This window comes from Leifsonia sp. Root227, assembly GCF_001428745.1.
In the GTDB taxonomy this organism is placed as follows: Bacteria; Actinomycetota; Actinomycetes; order Actinomycetales; family Microbacteriaceae; genus Leifsonia.
This window is the reverse complement of record NZ_LMIO01000003.1, coordinates 85141-103274: the sequence shown is the minus strand read 5'-3', so window position 1 is coordinate 103274 and position 18134 is coordinate 85141. Positions and strand designations below refer to the sequence as shown.

The window sequence follows — 18134 nt, the reverse complement described above, 5'->3', positions numbered from 1 at the left end:
TCAGGCCGTGGAGTGGAAGGACCGTTGTACCCCACTTTCTGGGTACAGTCCCCCTAAATGCGGACACCGCCGGGGAGTGTGTCCCGGCGGTGTCGCGGTGTCGTGCTGCGCTGGATGCGCCGTGTCGTCAGTCGACGACCTGCACGTCCTTCCAGAACGCGACGTAGTTGCTGAAGTCCGAACCGACCCGCTCGAACGAGCTCGGGTACGGCGTCGGGTAGCTCCACGCGCGGTCCTGCAGCAGGGAGTCGCCGTCCTTCACGGAGAAGTACTGGCACTCGCCCTTCCACGGACAGGTGTACGGAGTGTCGCTCGGAACCAGCAGGTCGGCGTTGACGCTCGCCGGCGGGAAATACCAATTGCCCTCGATGCGGATCAGCTCGGATTCCGGAGCCTCGGCGATCACGGTGTCGTTCAGAACAGCTTTCATGGGATCAAACCTCCTGATGAGCCGAACACGGTGTCCTGCTGGATCATTCCGCGGCCGGCCGCCCTCGGAGCACCGTCACAGCCGTCTCGCTGTCGAGGCGCCCGAGTGGGGCGATGTCGGCCGGGGTGCGTCCGGCGGCGACGTGCTCCTGACCGGAGGCGGACGCCGTCAGCAGGTGCGCGACCGCGCCGCGCAGGCCGGTGAACGCTGCACACGCTGCAGCGGCCTCCGGCGAGCTGTAGTCGATGCCGACGCCGGCGAGTGCATCCACGATCGCCCCGGCGGCGAGCTGATCCTCGACGGCGAATCGCACGGCGCCCGAGGTGGTGGTCCCTCCCGCGGCGACGATCGAGACCATCGCGCGTCGTCCGAGCCTGACCTGCTCGGCCAGCACCCAGGCGGCGACGGCGGATGCGGTGGTGAGGCCGCCGAGGATCACGGAGGCGGCGTCGGGGAGTGGTGGGAGTGCATCCAGGGTGGGTGCGGCGGCGGGCGGCGCGCCTGGCGCGGTCGCCGGCGGGAGGACGTCGACCCAGATCACGATGTCGGCGTCGGAGGCGACGGCGGTCGCGCCGTCCGCTGCCCAGTCGAATCGGATCTGATACTTGGCCTGCGCGTGGGCGGGGCTGATGGCCGGTTCGGTGGATGCGGTGGATGGGGTCGCGAGCTCGGTCACCGGGACATCGTAGCCCGGCGGCCGAGCGGTTTCGCGTGTGGGTCGTCCGGTGACGGGCGGCGCATCTGGCGGCGGATCAGCTCGAAGTCGTGGCGGGTGATCTCGATGAGCCCGCGACGGAGCTGATAGCCCCAGTCCGGCTTGTCCCTGGTGAAGTCGAGCACGGGAAGCAGCGGGCGGATGGGTGTGGCCTCTGCGTCGTGCTCCCACTCGACGCGGCGGCGCCACGGCTTGAAGTCGGCGGCCGGTCCCCGCATCGACGGGCCCTGGGTGGTCTGGTAGATCTCGTCGTCGGCGATGCGGCCGATGGCCGTGAACTGCTTGAGCGGCTCGCCGTCCGGGAAGGCGGTCTTGGGCGAGTAGTAGACGAAACCGTCCGCCTGGTGCATGCGCTCGAGCGGCGCCTTGGCTCCGTGGTTGACCTGGGCGATGCCCGCGGCGACACCCCGCAGCACGTGGTCCTGCTGCACCACACCCAGCCAGTAGCGGATCGCCATGTTCCAGTTGTAGCGCACGCCCCCGTCAACGCTCCTCCCCCGCCGCGCCAGCCGTCGAGTTGTCCCCAGTTTCCCGGGTGCGCTCGACGCACAGGGGACGGTCCCGCGAGACTGGCACGGAAGAAAACCCCCGCCGATGTCGATTCCTGGCCAGGTCGTTCGACGTGGAGGTAGAGGGCGGAACAGCCCGCCGGAACCGACGCGGATGCGCCGGAGAAACGAAAGGGACACCATGAAGTACATGCTCATCCTCAGCGCGGACGAGAACACCGAGGCGGGCGGCACCCCGAGCGAGGACGACCTCAACGCCATGGGCGCGTACAACGACGAACTCGTCAAAGCGGGCGTGATCCTCGCCGGCGAGGGTCTCCACCCCAGCTCGGAGGGCGCACGGATCGAGTACGCGGGCGACGAACGCACGGTCGTCGACGGCCCGTTCACCGAGAGCAAGGAGCTCATCGCCGGGTTCTGGATCATCCAGGTCTCCAGCAGGGAGGAAGCGCTGGAGTGGGCACGGCGTATCCCGCTGACCACCGGCAGCGTGCAGGTGCGCAAGGTGGTCGACATCGCCGAGTTCGATCAGGACAACGTGTACGTGCAGAAGGAGAAGGCCTGGCGCGAGGCCGGCGGCGAGCCGCGGACGGCGTAGCGGATGACGGACGGGGGCAGAACGCTGGACGGAGACGGAGCGCCGGACGGAGACGGAGCGCCGGCCGCGGCAGGCGGGACGGCGCGTGACGACGCGCTCCGCACGGTCGAGGCGGTGTGGAGGATCGAGTCCGGCAAGCTGGTGGCCGTGCTCACCCGGCTGGTGGGCGACGTCGGGCTGGCGGAGGAACTGGCTCAGGATGCGCTGGTCGCCGCGCTCGAGCAGTGGCCGGAATCCGGCGTGCCACGCAACGCCGGTGCGTGGCTCACGGCGGTCGCCAAGCGCAGGGCGATCGACGGCTGGCGACGCCAGGAGCGCCTGGGCGACCGGTACGCCCAGCTCGCCCACGACCTAGAGACCGAGCGTGGGGCTGACGATCCTGCCACGCTCGCGGAGGAGACCATCGACGACGACCTGCTCCGGCTCGTCTTCATCTCCTGCCACCCCGTGCTCACCAAGCCGTCGAGGGTCGCGCTCACGCTCAAGCTCCTCGGCGGGCTCTCGACGGAGGAGATCGCCCGCGCCTTCCTCGTGCCGCCGCCCACGATCGCGCAGCGGATCGTGCGCGCCAAACGCACGCTGAGCGCGGCTCGGGTGCCGTTCGAGGTGCCGGACAGGTCCGAGTTCCCCGCCAGGCTCGGCTCGGTCCTCGAAGTGATCTACCTGATCTTCAACGAGGGATACTCGGCGACGGCAGGGGACGACTGGATGCGGCCGAGCCTCTGCCAGGAGGCGCTTCGCCTCGGCCGGGTGCTCGCCGAGCTGACCCCGCGAGAGCCGGAGGTTCACGGGCTGGTCGCGCTCATGGAGTTCCAGGCGTCCAGGCTCGGCGCACGCACCACCCCGACGGGAGAGCCCGTGCTGCTGCAGGACCAGGACAGGTCGCGCTGGGACCGCATCCTGATCAGCCGCGGCGTCGACGCGCTGCGCCGGTCGGAACGGCTGGACAGGGGGCGCGGTCCGTACGCCCTGCAGGCGGCCATCGCGGCCTGCCACGCGACGGCTCCGACCGCGGACGCCACGGACTGGGAGGAGATCGTCGCGATCTACAGCGCGCTCTCGGAGCTGCAGCCGAACGCGGTCGTCGAATTGAACAGGGCGGTGGCGCTGTCGATGGCGTACGGGCCGGAGGCAGGACTCGACGTTGTCGACCAGCTGGTGATCGACGGGGCGCTTGGCAGCTACCACCTGCTCCCCACCGTGCGGGCGGACCTGCTCTTCCGGCTCGGGCGGAGGGCGGAGGCCAAGCAGGAGTTCGAGCGGGCCGCGGCTCTCACGAGGAACGAGCGGGAGCGCGCGCTGCTGCTCGCCAGGGCCGAGGAATGCTGACGGGAACTGCGGCGTGCTGACGGGCTCTGGATGCGCGACACTGGGGGGATGAGGGTCCTCCTGAAGTTTCTCCTCGACTGCGATCCCGATGCTGCGTGGCGCGCACTGCAGAGCCCGACGGCGTTCCGCGAGGTCTCTCTGCCCTGGGTGGACTTCCGGTCTGACGAGCCGACGGGGTTCCCCACCGTGTGGGGAACGGGTGAGCACCGCGTGGCCGTGCGGGCGTTCGGGGCGTTCACGGTCGGCACGCAGGCGATCAGGCTGAGCGCCAGCGAGGTGCGCGAGCCGCTGCGCGTGGCGAGCGGCGGGCGCGTCCGCATCCTGCGGGACAGCGGGGGCGGAACGGGCGGGCTGCTCTCGGCCATCCCCCACCTCGACCACCGGATGGCGATCGCACCGGACCCAGCCGGTCCGGACGCCGACGGCAGGCTGCGCACCCTCTACCGGGATCAGCTCATCGTGAAGGCCGGCGTCCTCACGCCGGTCGCGTGGTACACCATGTGGGCGTTCTGGCAGTGGCGCGGGGTGCGGCTGCGTCAGCTCGCGCCGACGTGGGCGTACGACCCGCCGATGCACGATGCCGGGGCCGCAGACGTCGACGCGCGAGATGATGATGGTCCGGAGCATCCGGGGAGCGAGCAGGAGGAACAGCCATGACGATCGAGACACCGCAGGCGGCCAGGGCCGTGACCGCTGTGCAGACGGCGGACTGGCGGCGGCGGGTGTTCGGGATGTACGCATCCGTGCGGCGGATGGCGGCGACGGACCCTGCGACGGCGCACGCACACTGGATCTCCTGCCGCAACGACCTGTTCTCCTCCCACCCGGCCACACCGCTGCTCCCCGAGGACAGGGACACGTTCACCGGGCTGCCCGTGGTCGCGTACGACCCGGACTGGCGGTACGAACTGCCGATCATCCCCGCGACGGACGCTCGACGGATGGACGTCGAGACCGGCACGGACGGCGTCGTCCCGTTCGACCTTCTCGGTGCCGTGCACGTGCCGTTCGTCGGATCCCTCGACGTGTGGCGGCTCGCGTCGTACGGCGGTGGGATCTTCGTGCCGGTGAAAGACGCCCTCGCCGGAAAGCCCGGCGGCACGTACGGCGGAGGGCGCTACCTGATCGACACCGTGAAGGGCGCCGATCTCGGCATCGACGCGGACGACGAGGCGACGCTCGTCCTCGACTTCAACTTCGCGTACAACCCGTCCTGCGCATACGACCCGGCCTGGGCGTGCCCGCTCGCCCAGGCGGGCAACACACTCCCCGTCGAGGTCCCCGTCGGCGAGCGCTACAACGCCGAGCACTGACCGCGAAGGGCGCCGCCCGCGGGCGGCACTGACCGGAGAAGGCGCCGCCCAGCGACGCCCGCCTGCTACGCCCTGGTCACCATCGTGAGCCGCTGGGTCGGGCGGGTCATCGCCACGTACAGCGACGCCGCGCCGCGCGGAGACTCCCCCGCCAGCGCGTCAGGATCGGCAAGCACCACCGCGTCGAACTCGAGACCCTTCGCCTCGTAGCCGGTCAGCACCGCGATCGGCTTCGACAGGCCGGCCGCTCCCCGTGCCGCCTGGTCGCCGAAGCGGTTCGTGACCGCCGCTGCCACCGCATCCACTGTCGCCGATGTCGCGATCACCGCCACCGTGCCTGCCGCGTCGATGCCGCGGTCGTGGCCGACAGCGTCCGCCACCGCATCCGGGAGCAGGTGGGCCGCCGCGGAGACCCTGCGGATGGGCCAGTCGCCCTCGCGCACGGCCCGCGTCGGAGTGATCGGCAGACCGGCCTTCGTCGCCAGGTGCTCCGCCTCCCTGGTGATCTGGGCAGGCGTGCGGTAGTTGACCGTCAACTCCTCCAGACGCCAGGCGTCCCTGAAGGACGGCTGCAGCGCGTCCGCCCAGCTCGTCGCGCCGGATGCCGACGCCACCTGGGCGATGTCGCCGACGATCGTGAACGACTTCATCGGGCAGCGGCGCACCAGCATCCTCCACTGCATCGGCGAGAGCTCCTGCGCCTCGTCCACCACCACGTGCCCGTACGTCCACAACCGGTCGGCCGCCGCACGCTCCGCCGTGGTGCCCGTGTCCTCGCGTTCGGCGAAACCGTCAGCCAGCTGCTCGGCGTTGACGAGCCCCTTCACGCCCATGTTGCGGATCGCGGCCTTCGCGTTCTCGATGTCGCGCTTGCGCTGCCGTTCCCGCTCCCTCGCGCTGTTGTCCGGTCGTCCAGGAAAGTCGCCGAGCAGGTCCGCCGCCTCGTCCAGCAGCGGGATGTCCGACACCGTGAACGGCGCGCTGCGCTCGCGGAACAGCGCGGCGCGCTGCGCATCCGACCAGCGCGTGGTCAGCTCAGCGAGCCAGGCAGGACGCGCGTACAGATCCTGGAGGAACTTCTCGGGGGTGAGTGGCAGCCAGGCCGTATTGAGCAGCACGCGCACGTCGTACGACGTGCGCAGGTCTTCGTGCAGCACCTTCAGATCGGCCTCGTCGATGGTCGACCCTCCTGCACGGAGCTGCGCCGCGAGCTGGTCGACCAGCTCGCCGAGCGCGTGGCGCACGAACGTGACCCTCGCCACGTTGTGCGGCTTGCCCGTGCGCTGGGCGCGGGCGATCGCCCGCTGGATCAGCTCCGGCTGCACCGTCAGCCGCTCGTTGTCGACCACGACCACCTGCTCGGCGTCCGGCGCCTTCTGCCGCGAGCGCACAGCGCGCGACAGCAGCCGCACCATCTGCGATGAGCCCTTCAGCTTCGCCGCCTCCGGTTCGTCGTCGCCGACCGCATCCACACCGGGATAGATGTCGCCGAGCGTGCGCAGCACGACGCCCGTCTCGCCGAGCGAAGGGAGCACCGCCTCGATGTAGCGCAGGAACGCCGTCGACGGGCCGACGACCAGCACACCGGATGCGCTCAGCCGCTGCCGGTTCGCGTACAGCAGGAACGCGGCGCGGTGCAGCGCCACGGCGGTCTTGCCCGTGCCTGGGCCGCCCTGCACCACGAGCGCGCCGCGGAGGTCGGAGCGGATGATGCGGTCCTGCTCGGCCTGGATCGTGGCGACGATGTCGTGCATCCGGCCGGTGCGCTGCGCGGTGAGGGCCGCGAGCAGAGCACCCTCGCCCTGCACCTGCTCGCGGTCTGCCCCATCGCCGTCGAGCAGGGTCTCGTCGAACACCTCGTCGTCGACGCGCACGACCTCGCGGCCGGTCATCGTCAAATGCCGCCTGGCGCGGACGCCCATGCGCTCGCTCGCCGTCGCCTGATAGAACGCGCTCGCCTGCTGGGCGCGCCAGTCGACCAGCAGCGAACGCTGGTCGTCGTCGCGCAGTCCGATGCGGCCGATGTAGCGGTGGGCGGAGCCGTCGACCGGCTGGTCGAGCAGCAGCCTGCCGAAGACCAGGCGGGAGTCGACCTCCCGGAGCTGGGTCAGCTGGTCCTCGTAGAGGCGGGCGAACGCATCCCGTTCGCTGCGCGCCTGATGGTTGCTCCCCACGCTCTCACGCCGCACCCGAGTGAGTCGATCCTCGGTTTCTGCACGAAGCGCATCCAATCGCTCATACAGTCCGGAGACCACGGCGCGCTCACGTTCGAGTTCCGATTCCTGCACGCAGACCACCCTCTCGATTCGGGCCGAAAGTCTACTTCCTCCAGCCGAGAAGTCGCCTGTGCGTGATTCCCAGGCTGGTCAGGTAGGCTTTCAGTACTTGCGAGTCCGTGTCGGACTCCCTGCGTCGCAGAACGCACCACGCACAGCGCCGGGCAGCAGCCCCGCCTGCGTCACTTTCTACGGCGAACGATCGTGCCGCTCGGCACCTTCGCCACTACTGCCCCGAACCCGCATCGCATGGATGCCCGGGGTCCTGATGCCCGAAAGGCACCACCTTTGTCTCAGAACACTTTCGCCGGTCTCGGCGTGCCAGCTCCTCTCGTCGCCGTGCTCACGGCAGACGGCAAGACGGAGCCGTTCCCCATCCAGGCCGACACCCTGCCTGACACCCTGGCCGGACGCGACGTCCTCGGCCGCGGCAAGACCGGCTCCGGCAAGACCATCGCGTTCGCGCTGCCCATGGCCGCGCGACTCGGCACCAAGCTCGCCGGCGGCAAGCGCCGCTCCGGCCGCCCGCTCGGCCTGGTGCTCGCACCGACCCGCGAGCTCGCCACCCAGATCTCCGCCACGATGCAGCCGCTCGCCGACGCGTACGGCCTGAAGACCACCACGATCTTCGGCGGTGTCTCCCAGCAGCGCCAGGTGGCGGCGCTCAAGGACGGCGTCGACATCGTCGTCGCCTGCCCCGGACGCCTCGAAGACCTGATGAAGCAGGGCTTCGTCTCGCTCGACGCCGTGGAGATCACCGTGCTCGACGAGGCCGACCACATGGCCGACCTCGGCTTCCTGCCGGTCGTCACGCGCATCCTGGACAAGACGCCGACCGGTGGCCAGCGCCTGCTGTTCTCGGCGACCCTGGACAACGGCGTCGACAAGATCGTCAAGAAGTTCCTCAGCAACGAGGTGCTGCACTCGGTCGACGACGCCACCAGCCACGTGGATGCGATGACCCACCACGTCTTCGAGGTCGACTCCCTCGAAGCCAAGAAGGACCTGGTCGAGAAGCTCGCCTCCGGCGCGAGCCGCCGCATCCTGTTCACCAGGACCAAGCACCACGCGAAGAAGCTCGCCAAGCAGCTCACCGCCTCCGGCATCCCGGCCGTCGACCTGCACGGCAACCTGTCGCAGGTCGCCCGCGACCGCAACCTCGCCGCGTTCGGCGCAGGGGATGTGCGCGTGCTTGTGGCCACCGATGTCGCCGCCCGCGGTGTGCACGTCGACAACGTCGAGCTGGTCGTGCACGTCGACCCGCCGATGGAGCACAAGGCATACCTGCACCGCTCCGGCCGCACCGCCCGGGCAGGAAGCTCCGGCGACGTGGTGACGGTGATGCTGTCGTCGCAGAAGTCCGACGTGAAGACGCTGCTCCGCAAGGCGGCCATCGACGTCTCCCCGCAGACGGTCACCGCAGATTCTGCCGCGGTCGTCACCCTCGTCGGTGAGACGGCCGCGTACGTGAAGCCCTCTCCGAAGGAGGCCGTGCAGCAGCAGCAGCGCGGCGGCGGTCAGTCCCAGGGCGCGAACGCGCAGCGCAAGCGTGCGCAGCGCGACGGCGGAGCCGACGGCGAGCGCGCTGGACGCGGCGGCGGTCGTGGTCGCGGAGGACGCGGCGGCGACGCAGCGCGCGGCAGCGACGCTGGACGCGGCGACGGCGGACGCGGTCGCGACGGCCAGGTCCGTGACGGCCAGCGCAGCGCATCCGGCGAGGCCGGGCGTCCGCGCCGCGACCGTTCAGGGCGCGCCGCCGGCGCGCGCGGCGCAGCGGCCACGACCTCGCACGGGTCGGGCGCCGGCGCCTCTGGCGGACAGCGTTCCGGCAGCGCATCCGGCGGCCAGCGCTCCGGCAACGGCGGCGGCCAGCGTAGCGGCAACGGCGGCGGCCTGCGCGTCGGCAGTCTCGTCGGCGGCAGCACGCAGCGCGGCAACGGCACGCGCCGCGCCCGCGGCTGATCACCCGCAACAGGCTTAGATCGAGCCCAGCCTTCTCGCGGTCCTGAGGACCACTGAGAAGGCTGGGCTTTGTTCGTTCACCGGGGTCATCCCCACGACGGACAGGGTTGCATCCCTGGGCCGACTCGGGGCGGACCGGACGCGGGAGAGGCTGGAAGCCGACCCGAAAGGACCCCGTGAACCGGAGAACCATCATCACCACCCTCGCCGCCGTCGCGCTGGCCGCCACGATCGCCGGATGCACGTCCGCCGGTCCTGGCACGGCAGCCGGCCCGGGATCCGTGCCGCCGGTCACGAACCCCTCCGACCTCGGGCCGGACGACGGCTACATCCCGGTCGGCGAGACCGTTGCGCTGACCGACGACGTGCCGGCCGTCACGAAGCTCGACCCTCAGCTCCGGGATGCGCTCGACCGCGCCGCAGAGGACGCCGCCGACCGCGACGTCGCCTTCACCCTCACGGACGGCTGGCGCAGCGAGCGCTACCAGCAGTACCTCTTCGACCAGGCCGTCACGAAGTACGGCAGCGAGGAGGAGGCGAGCAAGTGGGTGAAAAGCGGCGACCAGTCGAAGCACCTCCGTGGCGATGCCGTCGACATCGCCACGGCGGACGCGATGGACTGGCTCAGCCGTTTCGGCGCGGAGTACGGACTCTGCCAGGTGTACGCGAACGAGGCATGGCACTTCGAGCTGCTCGGTGACGGGTCTGGGGAGTGCCCCGCGCAGCTCACGGACGGGACCGCCGGCTGACGCAGCGCCCACATCCCGAGCGATAATCGTGCGATGCGCACCTTCGAGACCGACCGCCTCGCCCTCCGCGGATGGGAGGCCGCTGACGCCGACTTCGCGTTCGATCTCTACTCCCGGTGGGAGGTGCAGCGCTACATCGGCCGTGAGCCGAAGGTGATGACGGACCCGGCGCAGGCCGTCGCCCTGATCGAACGCCTGCGCGGCCACGAGCATCCGGTGCACGGCTACTGGGTGGTCGTCGAGCGGGAGACGGGTGCGCAGGTCGGCACCGTCCTGCTCAAAGCGATCCCCGCATCCGTCGGCGTCGAACGGGACGACACCGAGATCGGCTGGCACTTCCACCCCGACGCCTGGGGGCACGGCTACGCGACAGAGGCGGCGGCGATCGTGCTGCGTCACGCGCTCGACTCCGGCATCGACGAGGTGGTCGCCGTCACCGCGCCGGACAACGTCGCCTCGCAGGGCGTGTGCCTGCGACTCGGGATGCACGCCCACGGTCTCAGTGACCGCTACTACGACGTGACCTGCGCCCTGTACTCCACGCGCGCCTGAGGCGCCAGAGAACCGTCAGGCGAACGACGGCCGAATTCTCGCGAATCGCCCTATCCCTCTGCGCGCATCCGGTCGTATCGTCGGAGCTGGCAGCACCGTCGCCGTCGTCCTGCAGCGAGTTCGCACAGCACCGAACCCAAGGAGAGCGCACATGCCGTACATCACCACCTCAGACGGAACCCAGATCTACTACACCGACCAGGGCGAGGGGCAGCCGGTCGTCCTCAGCCACGGCTGGCCGCTCAGCTCCGACGCCTGGCAGGTCGAGCTCAAGCTCCTCGCCGACAACGGCTACCGCGCCATCGCCCACGACCGCCGCGGACACGGGCGCTCGTCCCAGCCGTACACGGGCAACGACATGGACACGTACGCCCGTGACCTCGCCGAGCTGGTCGAGCAGCTCGATCTGCACGACCTCGTCGTGATCGGGCACTCGACCGGTGGGGGCGAAGTCGTCCGCTACGCTGCGCAGCACGGAGTCGGCAGGGTGGTGAAGGTCATCACCGCGGGGGCCGTGCCGCCGATCATGGTCAAGTCGGACAGCAACCCGGACGGCACCCCGATCGAGGCGTTCGACGAGATCCGTGCCGGTGTGCTGAAGGACCGGTCGCAGTTCTACCTCGACCTGGCGATCCCGTTCTACGGAGGGAACCGCGACGGAGCGCAGGTGTCGAACGGAGCGACATACGACTTCTGGCGCCAGGGGATGCTCGTCGGCCTGACCGCCGCGTACGACTGCGTCAAGGCGTTCTCGGAGACCGATTTCACCGACGACCTGAAGGCGCTCGACGTCCCCATCCTGATCGCGCAGGGCGACGACGACCAGATCGTGCCGATCGCCGACGCTGCGCACAAGGCGATCGACCTGGTGGCGCACGGCACGCTGAAGGTGTACCCCGGTGCCCCGCACGGTATCTACGGCGCGTATCAGGAGGCCCTCGACAAGGACATCCTGGCGTTCATCGCCGGGTGAGTCCCGCCGCGCTGACCTGTGCCGGTCGGCGCGGCACAGGTCAGGTGTGCGGCCCGTCCTGCGACTGAACGATCTCCAGCCAGTTCTCCGGCACCCGGCCCGCAGGGCCGGGGACCGGCTGGGACTCCGGCCTGCTGTCCGGCGGCGCGAGCCGCGGGCCGGAGACGAACCGCTGCTCTGTGTAGTCCCAGAACCAGTCCTCGCCAGGCTCGAAGCTCTGGATGATCCTGTGTCCGGTCTGCTCAGCGTGCGCGGTGGCGTGGCGGTTGATCGAATCGTCGCAGCAGCCGATGTGCCCGCAGGCTGCGCAGCGGCGGAGGTGCACCCACCAGCTACCGTCGCGGTCGCACTCCACGCATCCCGTGCCGGACGGCGGAACGCTCTGGTCGATGGCGTGAAAGCCGCCGCTGCCGTCGTTGTCATCCTTCGTGCCGTGGCTGTCGCTCATGCTGCATCCCTTCGCTCTGTTCCGCTCTCGACGCTGCCCGCTCTCGACGCCGTCCCGCTCTCGACGCTGCCCGCTCTCGACGCCGTCCCGCTCTAGACGATGCGCCCCACCGAGGCAAGCGCGGCCTTGAGCAGCACTCCCCTGCCGCCCTCCATCTCCTCGGACACCGTGGGAGACATCGCCTCCTCCGGGGTCATCCAGGTGAGTTCGAGCGCATCCTGCCGCGGCTCGCAGGTGCCCGTGACGGGTACGACGTACGCCAGAGACACCGCGTGCTGCCGGTCGTCGGTGAACGGCGTGACGCCCGGCATCGGGAAGTACTCCGCCACCTGGAACGGGATGGGGCTGGCCGGGAGCTGCGGGAACGCCATCGGCCCGAGGTCCTTCTCCAGGTGCCGGAACAGCGCCTCGCGCAGCGTCTCCCCGTACATGACGCGGCCGGACACCAGCGTGCGGGTCATCTCCCCCACCGCGTTGGCGCGCAGCAGCACGCCGAGCTCTGTGACCTGCCCGAGCCCGTCGACGCGCACGGGCACGGCCTCCACGTAGAGCAGAGGGAGGCGGCGACGCACCTGCTCCAGCTCGATGTCGCTCAGCCAGGCCGGCCCATGTTGCCGGCCATCGTCCGGCAGCGGATCAGGTGTCGGGTCTGGGGTGCGCACGCTCATGCACCGATCCTACGGAGTCGCAGGATGCACAGACACCCACGCAGCCGGATGCTGTGGAAAAGGCACGAGATCGCCGCGCTGTGGAGGAATCGCGCGTGCGATCACGCCAGAATGAAGGATGCCATTCCCGACCCCGGAACTCCGCATCGACAGGGACGCGGTGCTGTGGTCCGCGTCGGAGCGCGACAGAGCCGGCCGCCCGCTGCTCGTCCTCCTGCACGGCTACGCCTCGGACGAGGCCGACCTGTTCGGCATCTCCGCCTACCTGCCGCTCGAGCCGGTGATCGCCTCTGTGCGCGCACCGATCCCCGAGGGCCAGGGGTTCGCGTGGTTCTCGCGCTACACGAACGTGCCTGGCGACCCGCTCGCCGCGAACGCGGACGCCGCCGCCCTCGCCGTTCTCGACTGGCTCGACGAGCAGCCGCAGACCCCGACGGGGCTGCTCGGCTTCTCCCAGGGCGGGGCGCTCGCGCTGCAGCTCCTCCGGCTCGCGCCGGAGCGCTTCGAGTACGCCGTGCAGCTCTCCGGCTTCGTCGTCCACGGCGAGCAGGCGGGGGATGCGGAGCTCACCGATACCCGCGTCCCTGTGTTCTGGGGGCGCGGCACCCTCGACGAGGTGATCTCGTCCGACGCCGTCGACCGCACCTCCGACTGGCTGCCGGAGCACTCGACCCTGGATGCGCGCATCTACGAGGGAATGGGGCACAACATCTCGTCGGCGGAGCTGGCGGACGTGTCCGCGTTCATCCGGAGCGTCCTGCGGGGCTGACCGCGCGCATCCATTGGTTCGGACAGTCCACGTCGACGGTCCACGATGTCGGCGGTCGGGTGTTGGATGGAGGGATGAGCGACGTGCTCGAACGGTTCTCCCCCGCCACCCGTGAGTGGTTCAGCGGGGCCTTCGACGCGCCGACGCCCGCCCAGATCGGGGCGTGGGATGCGATCTCCCGCGGCAGGCACGCGCTCGTCATCGCGCCGACCGGTTCGGGCAAGACGCTCGCGGCGTTTCTCTGGGCGATCGACAGGCTGGCCGCCGCCGACCGCGCGGCCGATGGCACAGCATCGAAGGGCACGCCCGGCCCAGCCAAACGCGGCACCCGCGTCCTCTACATCTCACCGCTGAAGGCGCTCGGCGTCGACGTGGAGCGCAACCTACGCGCTCCGCTCGTCGGCGTCACGCAGACCGCCAAGCGGCTCGGGGCCGAGCCGCCGCACGTCACGGTCGGCGTGCGCTCGGGAGACACCACCTCCGCCGACCGTCGCGCACTCGTCTCCACTCCGCCGGACATCCTGATCACCACGCCGGAGTCGCTGTTCCTCATGCTCACCTCGGCGGCGCGCGAGACGCTGGCCGGCGTCGAGACGATCATCATCGACGAGGTGCACGCCGTCGCGGCCACCAAGCGCGGCGCCCACCTCGCCCTGTCGCTCGAACGACTGGATGCGATGCTCACCACCCCGGCGCAGCGGATCGGGCTCTCCGCCACGGTCCGGCCGCCGGAGGAGGTCGCCCGCTTCCTCGGCGGGCGCTCGCCTGTGGAGGTGGTCGCGCCGCCGTCCGGCAAACGGTTCGATCTGCGCGTCGTGGTCCCCGTCGAGGACATGAGCGAACTCGGCACGTCGACGTTCGCGAGCGACAACGACGACGGTTCCGCCCCGCAGGCCGGTTCGATCTGGCCGCACGTCGAGGAGGCCATCGTCGACAGGGTGCTGGAACACCGGTCGTCGATCGTGTTCGCCAACTCCCGTCGCCTCGCCGAACGACTGACCGCACGTCTCAACGAGATCTACGAGGAGCGCATCCTGGGCGGTCGAGACGCCGGGATGCCGGACGACTTCGTGCCGCAGACCCGGCCGCCTGCCGAGCTGGCGGGCGCGTCCGGCCAGACCAGCGGATCGCGTGGCCAGCAGGAAGCTCTCGCCGACGAGCCAGGCTCGCTCGTGCTCGCCCGCGCGCACCACGGGTCTGTCAGCAAGGAACAGCGCGCCATCATCGAGGACGACCTCAAGGCGGGGCGGCTGCGCTGCGTCGTCGCGACGTCGAGCCTGGAACTCGGCATCGACATGGGCGCCGTCGACCTCGTGGTGCAGGTGGAATCTCCACCATCGGTCGCGAGCGGGCTGCAGCGGGTCGGTCGCGCCGGTCACCAGGTGGGCGAGGTGTCGCGCGGCGTGGTGTTCCCCAAGCACAGGGCCGACCTCATCCACTCGGCCGTCGCCAGCGAGCGGATGACCTCCGGCCTGATCGAGACGCTGCGGGTCCCGGCGAACCCGCTCGACATCCTGGCGCAGCAGACCGTCGCGGCGACAGCGCTCGAACCGATCGACGCCGACGAGTGGTTCGACACCGTCCGCCGCAGCGCGCCGTTCGCCACCCTGCCGCGCAGCGCATACGACGCCACGCTCGACCTGCTCGCCGGACGCTACCCGTCCGACGAGTTCGCCGAGCTGCGGCCGCGCATCGTCTGGGACAGGGATGCCGGAACCCTCACCGGCCGTCCAGGAGCGCAACGGCTGGCGGTGACGAGCGGTGGAACCATCCCGGACCGCGGCCTGTTCGGCGTTTACATGGTGGGCGAGAAGGCCAGCAGGGTCGGCGAGCTCGACGAGGAGATGGTCTACGAGTCGCGCGTCGGAGATGTGTTCGCGCTCGGATCGACGAGCTGGCGCATCCAGGAGATCACGCACGACAGGGTGCTCGTGACGCCAGCGTTCGGGGAGCCTGGGCGGCTGCCGTTCTGGAAGGGCGACGGGCTCGGGCGGCCGGCGGAGCTCGGTCGCGCCATCGGCGAGTTCGTGCGCGAGGTGAGCAGCGCGTCCGACGCGGACGCCGAGCTGCGCTGCGTGGAGGCGGGGCTGGACAACTGGGCCACCGGCAACCTGCTCGCCTTCCTGAAGGAGCAGAAGACCGCCACAGGGCACGTGCCGACCGATCGCACGCTGGTGGTCGAGCGCTTCCGCGACGAGCTCGGCGACTGGCGCGTCGTCCTGCATTCCCCGTACGGAATGCAGGTGCACTCCCCGTGGGCGCTGGCGGTGCAGTCGCGGGTGCGCGACCGGTACGGCATCGACGGTGGGGCGATGGCGGCGGACGACGGCATCATCGTTCGTATTCCCGACGCGGAATCCCAGCCGCCGGGCGCCGAGCTGTTCGTGTTCGAGCCGCAGGAGCTGGATGCGCTGGTCACCGAGGAGGTCGGCGGCTCCGCCCTGTTCGCCGCCCGCTTCCGCGAATGCGCGGCCAGGGCGCTCCTGCTGCCGAAGTACAACCCCGGCAAGCGGTCTCCGCTCTGGCAGCAACGGCAGAAGGCTTCGCAGCTGCTGGATGTGGCGCGCAAGTATCCGAGCTTCCCGATCATCCTCGAGACGGTGCGCGAGTGCCTGCAGGACGTCTACGACCTGCCCGCGCTCGACGACGTGACCCAGCAGATCGCTCAGCGCCGCATCCGGCTGGTGGAGGCGAGTACGGAGTCCGCGTCGCCGTTCGCCCGCTCGCTGCTGTTCGGGTACGTCGCGGCGTTCATGTACGAGGGAGACAGCCCGCTCGCCGAGCGCCGCGCGGCCGCGCTGTCGCTCGACGCCGGACTGCTCGCCGAGCTGCTCGGACGCGCCGAGCTGCGCGAGCTGCTCGACCCTGCCGTGATCGAGCGCGTGGAGCGCGAACTGCAGCGGATCGCGCCGGAGCGCAGGGTGCGCGGGATCGAGGGCGTCGCCGACCTGCTCAGGATGCTCGGACCGCTGTCTGCGGAGGAGGTCGCGGAGCGGCTGCAGGGGGCTGCGGCGGCAGAGGTAGCCGGTGCAGAGGTCGCCGCTGCCAGGGTCGCGGCTGCAGAGACAGCCGGTGCCGGTGACGCCGCCGACGAGCCGCCGGCCCCTCCCGCGGCCGACGTCGCGACAGCGGCCGCCCACCTCGCCGCACTGGTCGACGCCAAGCGCGCGCTCTCCGTGCACATCGCCGGCGTGCAGCGCTTCGCCACGATCGAGGACGCCAGCCGACTGCGCGACGCGCTCGGCGTCCCGCTGCCGATCGGCGTGCCCGTCGCGTTCATCGAGCCGGTGGACGACCCGCTCGGCGACCTGGTCAGCCGGTTCGCGCGCACGCACGGCCCGTTCGTCACGGCGGACGTCGCGGAGCGGTTCGGGCTCGGCACCGCCATCGTGCACGACGCGCTCCGCCGGCTCGCCCACGACAGGCGCGTGGTCGACGGCGAGTTCCGTCCGCACGCACACGGCTCAGAGTGGTGCGACGCCGAGGTTCTCCGCCGGCTGCGGCGCATGTCCCTCGCAGCGCTCCGCCACGAGGTGGAGCCCGTCGACACCGTCACATTCGCCCGGTTCCTGCCCGACTGGCAGCACATCGGCGGAACCCTGCGGGGCGTGGATGCTGTGGCGTCGGTGGTCGAGCAGCTCGCCGGGGCGCGCATCCCGGCCTCGGCGTGGGAGTCGCTGATCCTGCCCAGCAGGGTGAGCGACTACAGTCCGGCCATGCTGGACGAGCTGACGGCGACCGGCGAGGTGATCTGGGCCGGAGACGGCGCTCTGCCCGGCAGCGACGGCTGGATCAGCCTGCACCTCGCCGACTCGGCGCCGCTCACGCTCGCCCCGGAGGGCGACCACGAGACGGACGAACTGCAGCGGGCCGTCCTGGACGCGCTCGGGTTGGGCGGCGGCTACTTCTTCCGGCAGCTCTCCGACGCGCTCGGCTCCGCCGCTGGATCGCCGGTCGACGACACGGCGCTCGTCACCGCGCTCTGGGATCTGGTGTGGGACGGGCGGATCACCAACGACACGCTCGCTCCGCTGCGCACGATGACCGGCGCATCCGGAGCCCACAAACGGCCGAAGCAGGCGCCGAGGTCGCGCCTCTACCGAGGGCGCACCGCCGCCCGCTCCGCGATGGTGACCAGGATGGGCCCGCCGACCGTCGCCGGTCGCTGGTCGCTGCTTCCGGAGCGCGACCTGACCTCGACGGTGCGCGCGCACGGGCAGGCGGAGACGCTGCTCGACCGCTACGGCGTCGTCACGCGCGGCTCGGTGATGAACGAGGGCTCTCCCGGCGGCTTCGCCCTGGCGTACAAGGTGCTGAGCGGGTTCGAGGAGACGGGGAGGGCGCGACGCGGCTACTTCGTCGAGACCCTGGGCGGCGCACAGTTCGCGACGGGAGCGACCGTGGACAGGCTGCGCTCGTTCGCCAGGGACCACACGCAGGATGCCCCACTCGAGGCCGTCGCGCTGGCCGCGACGGACCCGGCCAACGCCTACGGGGCCGCGCTGCCCTGGCCCGGCGTGCCGGGAGACGCGGGCACCGGCCATCGGCCAGGGCGCAAGGCGGGCGCGCTGGTCGCGCTGGTCGACGGCGCGCTGACCATCTACGTCGAGCGCGGAGGCAAGAGCCTGCTGTGCTTCGCCGACCAGGAACAGCCGGATGCGCGTCCCGTGCTGCTCGCTGCCTCCCGAGCTCTGGCGGGGCTGATCACGCGCGGCCGCGTCGACAAGCTCGCGATCGAGACGGTGAACGGGGCGTTCGTGCTCGGCACCCCGCTCGGCGACGCCCTCGGCGAGGCGGGTTTCCTGCCGACGCCGCGCGGGCTGCGGCTGCGGTCGTGACGGGG

16 protein-coding genes are annotated in these 18134 nt (G+C 70.9%); 10 read left to right on the top strand and 6 right to left on the bottom strand.

What is annotated here, in order from left to right:
* Positions 1 to 127: 127 nt before the first annotated feature.
* Genes ASE16_RS10575 through ASE16_RS10565 form a run of 3 tightly spaced genes read right to left on the bottom strand, consistent with a single transcriptional unit; the run spans position 128 to position 1603 of the window.
* The gene (locus ASE16_RS10575) at positions 128 to 430 is read right to left on the bottom strand and encodes a DUF427 domain-containing protein (protein WP_055894656.1); all 303 of its coding nucleotides are present in this window, start codon (positions 428 to 430) and stop codon (positions 128 to 130) included.
* A gap of 43 nt (positions 431 to 473) precedes the next feature.
* Entirely contained in the window at positions 474 to 1106 is a 633-nt protein-coding gene (locus ASE16_RS10570; protein WP_055894655.1) for a 2-phosphosulfolactate phosphatase, read from the bottom strand.
* Positions 1103 to 1603 carry an EVE domain-containing protein gene (locus tag ASE16_RS10565; RefSeq protein ID WP_235500458.1) on the bottom strand — a complete coding sequence of 167 codons (501 nt, stop codon included), beginning with the start codon at positions 1601 to 1603 and terminating at the stop codon, positions 1103 to 1105. Before ASE16_RS10565 ends, ASE16_RS10570 begins: the two co-directional genes overlap by 4 nt.
* A 232-nt stretch (positions 1604 to 1835) precedes the next feature.
* Here ASE16_RS10565 and ASE16_RS10560 point away from each other — a divergent pair, with 232 nt between their 5' ends.
* From ASE16_RS10560 to ASE16_RS10545, 4 genes are read left to right on the top strand one after another with little or no spacing between them, the layout of a single operon-like run.
* Positions 1836 to 2252 carry a YciI family protein gene (locus ASE16_RS10560; RefSeq protein WP_055894651.1) on the top strand — a complete coding sequence of 139 codons (417 nt, stop codon included), beginning with the start codon at positions 1836 to 1838 and terminating at the stop codon, positions 2250 to 2252.
* Positions 2253 to 2255: 3 nt separating this feature from the next.
* On the top strand, positions 2256 to 3581 hold the full coding sequence (locus ASE16_RS10555; RefSeq protein WP_082581386.1) for an RNA polymerase sigma factor: 1326 nt from the start codon (positions 2256 to 2258) through the stop codon (positions 3579 to 3581).
* A 48-nt stretch (positions 3582 to 3629) separates the two neighbouring features.
* Positions 3630 to 4238 carry a hypothetical protein gene (locus ASE16_RS10550; RefSeq protein WP_235500457.1) on the top strand — a complete coding sequence of 203 codons (609 nt, stop codon included), beginning with the start codon at positions 3630 to 3632 and terminating at the stop codon, positions 4236 to 4238.
* Complete coding sequence (locus ASE16_RS10545; protein WP_055894650.1) at positions 4235 to 4894, top strand: DUF1684 domain-containing protein; 660 nt, start codon at positions 4235 to 4237, stop codon at positions 4892 to 4894. Before ASE16_RS10550 ends, ASE16_RS10545 begins: the two co-directional genes overlap by 4 nt.
* 65 nt (positions 4895 to 4959) lie before the next feature.
* Here the strand turns inward: ASE16_RS10545 and ASE16_RS10540 are convergent, their stop codons facing one another.
* Positions 4960 to 7182: a HelD family protein gene (locus ASE16_RS10540; RefSeq protein ID WP_200949620.1), complete on the bottom strand. Its 2223-nt coding sequence runs from the start codon at positions 7180 to 7182 to the stop codon at positions 4960 to 4962.
* Positions 7183 to 7458: 276 nt separating this feature from the next.
* Between ASE16_RS10540 and ASE16_RS10535 the strand changes: the two genes are divergently transcribed.
* The 4 genes from ASE16_RS10535 (at position 7459) to ASE16_RS10520 (ending at position 11406) form a co-directional block, all read left to right on the top strand.
* On the top strand, positions 7459 to 9132 hold the full coding sequence (locus ASE16_RS10535; RefSeq protein ID WP_055894646.1) for a DEAD/DEAH box helicase: 1674 nt from the start codon (positions 7459 to 7461) through the stop codon (positions 9130 to 9132).
* Between the two features lie 176 nt (positions 9133 to 9308).
* Positions 9309 to 9881: a M15 family metallopeptidase gene (locus ASE16_RS10530; RefSeq protein ID WP_055894645.1), complete on the top strand. Its 573-nt coding sequence runs from the start codon at positions 9309 to 9311 to the stop codon at positions 9879 to 9881.
* A 33-nt stretch (positions 9882 to 9914) separates the two neighbouring features.
* Positions 9915 to 10433 (top strand): GNAT family N-acetyltransferase, encoded by a 519-nt coding sequence (locus tag ASE16_RS10525; RefSeq protein WP_055894643.1) that lies wholly within the window; start codon positions 9915 to 9917, stop codon positions 10431 to 10433.
* A 151-nt stretch (positions 10434 to 10584) separates the two neighbouring features.
* Entirely contained in the window at positions 10585 to 11406 is an 822-nt protein-coding gene (locus ASE16_RS10520; protein WP_055894640.1) for an alpha/beta fold hydrolase, read from the top strand.
* A gap of 40 nt (positions 11407 to 11446) precedes the next feature.
* Here the strand turns inward: ASE16_RS10520 and ASE16_RS10515 are convergent, their stop codons facing one another.
* Positions 11447 to 11854: a UBP-type zinc finger domain-containing protein gene (locus ASE16_RS10515; RefSeq protein WP_055894638.1), complete on the bottom strand. Its 408-nt coding sequence runs from the start codon at positions 11852 to 11854 to the stop codon at positions 11447 to 11449.
* Between the two features lie 92 nt (positions 11855 to 11946).
* Positions 11947 to 12522 (bottom strand): NUDIX hydrolase family protein, encoded by a 576-nt coding sequence (locus ASE16_RS10510; protein ID WP_055894637.1) that lies wholly within the window; start codon positions 12520 to 12522, stop codon positions 11947 to 11949.
* A gap of 118 nt (positions 12523 to 12640) precedes the next feature.
* Between ASE16_RS10510 and ASE16_RS10505 the strand changes: the two genes are divergently transcribed.
* On the top strand, positions 12641 to 13291 hold the full coding sequence (locus ASE16_RS10505; RefSeq protein WP_055894636.1) for an alpha/beta hydrolase: 651 nt from the start codon (positions 12641 to 12643) through the stop codon (positions 13289 to 13291).
* Positions 13292 to 13365: 74 nt separating this feature from the next.
* Positions 13366 to 18129 carry a DEAD/DEAH box helicase gene (locus ASE16_RS10500; RefSeq protein ID WP_055894635.1) on the top strand — a complete coding sequence of 1588 codons (4764 nt, stop codon included), beginning with the start codon at positions 13366 to 13368 and terminating at the stop codon, positions 18127 to 18129.
* Positions 18130 to 18134 lie beyond the last annotated feature (5 nt).

Coding starts and splice junctions, on each gene's coding strand:
- ASE16_RS10555 (WP_082581386.1), top strand. CDS start 2,256: ATGACGGACGGGGGCAGAACGCTGGACGGAGACGGAGCGCCGGACGGA.
- ASE16_RS10515 (WP_055894638.1), bottom strand. CDS start 11,854: ATGAGCGACAGCCACGGCACGAAGGATGACAACGACGGCAGCGGCGGC.
- ASE16_RS10560 (WP_055894651.1), top strand. CDS start 1,836: ATGAAGTACATGCTCATCCTCAGCGCGGACGAGAACACCGAGGCGGGC.
- ASE16_RS10565 (WP_235500458.1), bottom strand. CDS start 1,603: ATGGCGATCCGCTACTGGCTGGGTGTGGTGCAGCAGGACCACGTGCTG.
- ASE16_RS10505 (WP_055894636.1), top strand. CDS start 12,641: ATGCCATTCCCGACCCCGGAACTCCGCATCGACAGGGACGCGGTGCTG.
- ASE16_RS10500 (WP_055894635.1), top strand. CDS start 13,366: ATGAGCGACGTGCTCGAACGGTTCTCCCCCGCCACCCGTGAGTGGTTC.
- ASE16_RS10550 (WP_235500457.1), top strand. CDS start 3,630: ATGAGGGTCCTCCTGAAGTTTCTCCTCGACTGCGATCCCGATGCTGCG.
- ASE16_RS10520 (WP_055894640.1), top strand. CDS start 10,585: ATGCCGTACATCACCACCTCAGACGGAACCCAGATCTACTACACCGAC.
- ASE16_RS10510 (WP_055894637.1), bottom strand. CDS start 12,522: ATGAGCGTGCGCACCCCAGACCCGACACCTGATCCGCTGCCGGACGAT.
- ASE16_RS10545 (WP_055894650.1), top strand. CDS start 4,235: ATGACGATCGAGACACCGCAGGCGGCCAGGGCCGTGACCGCTGTGCAG.
- ASE16_RS10525 (WP_055894643.1), top strand. CDS start 9,915: ATGCGCACCTTCGAGACCGACCGCCTCGCCCTCCGCGGATGGGAGGCC.
- ASE16_RS10575 (WP_055894656.1), bottom strand. CDS start 430: ATGAAAGCTGTTCTGAACGACACCGTGATCGCCGAGGCTCCGGAATCC.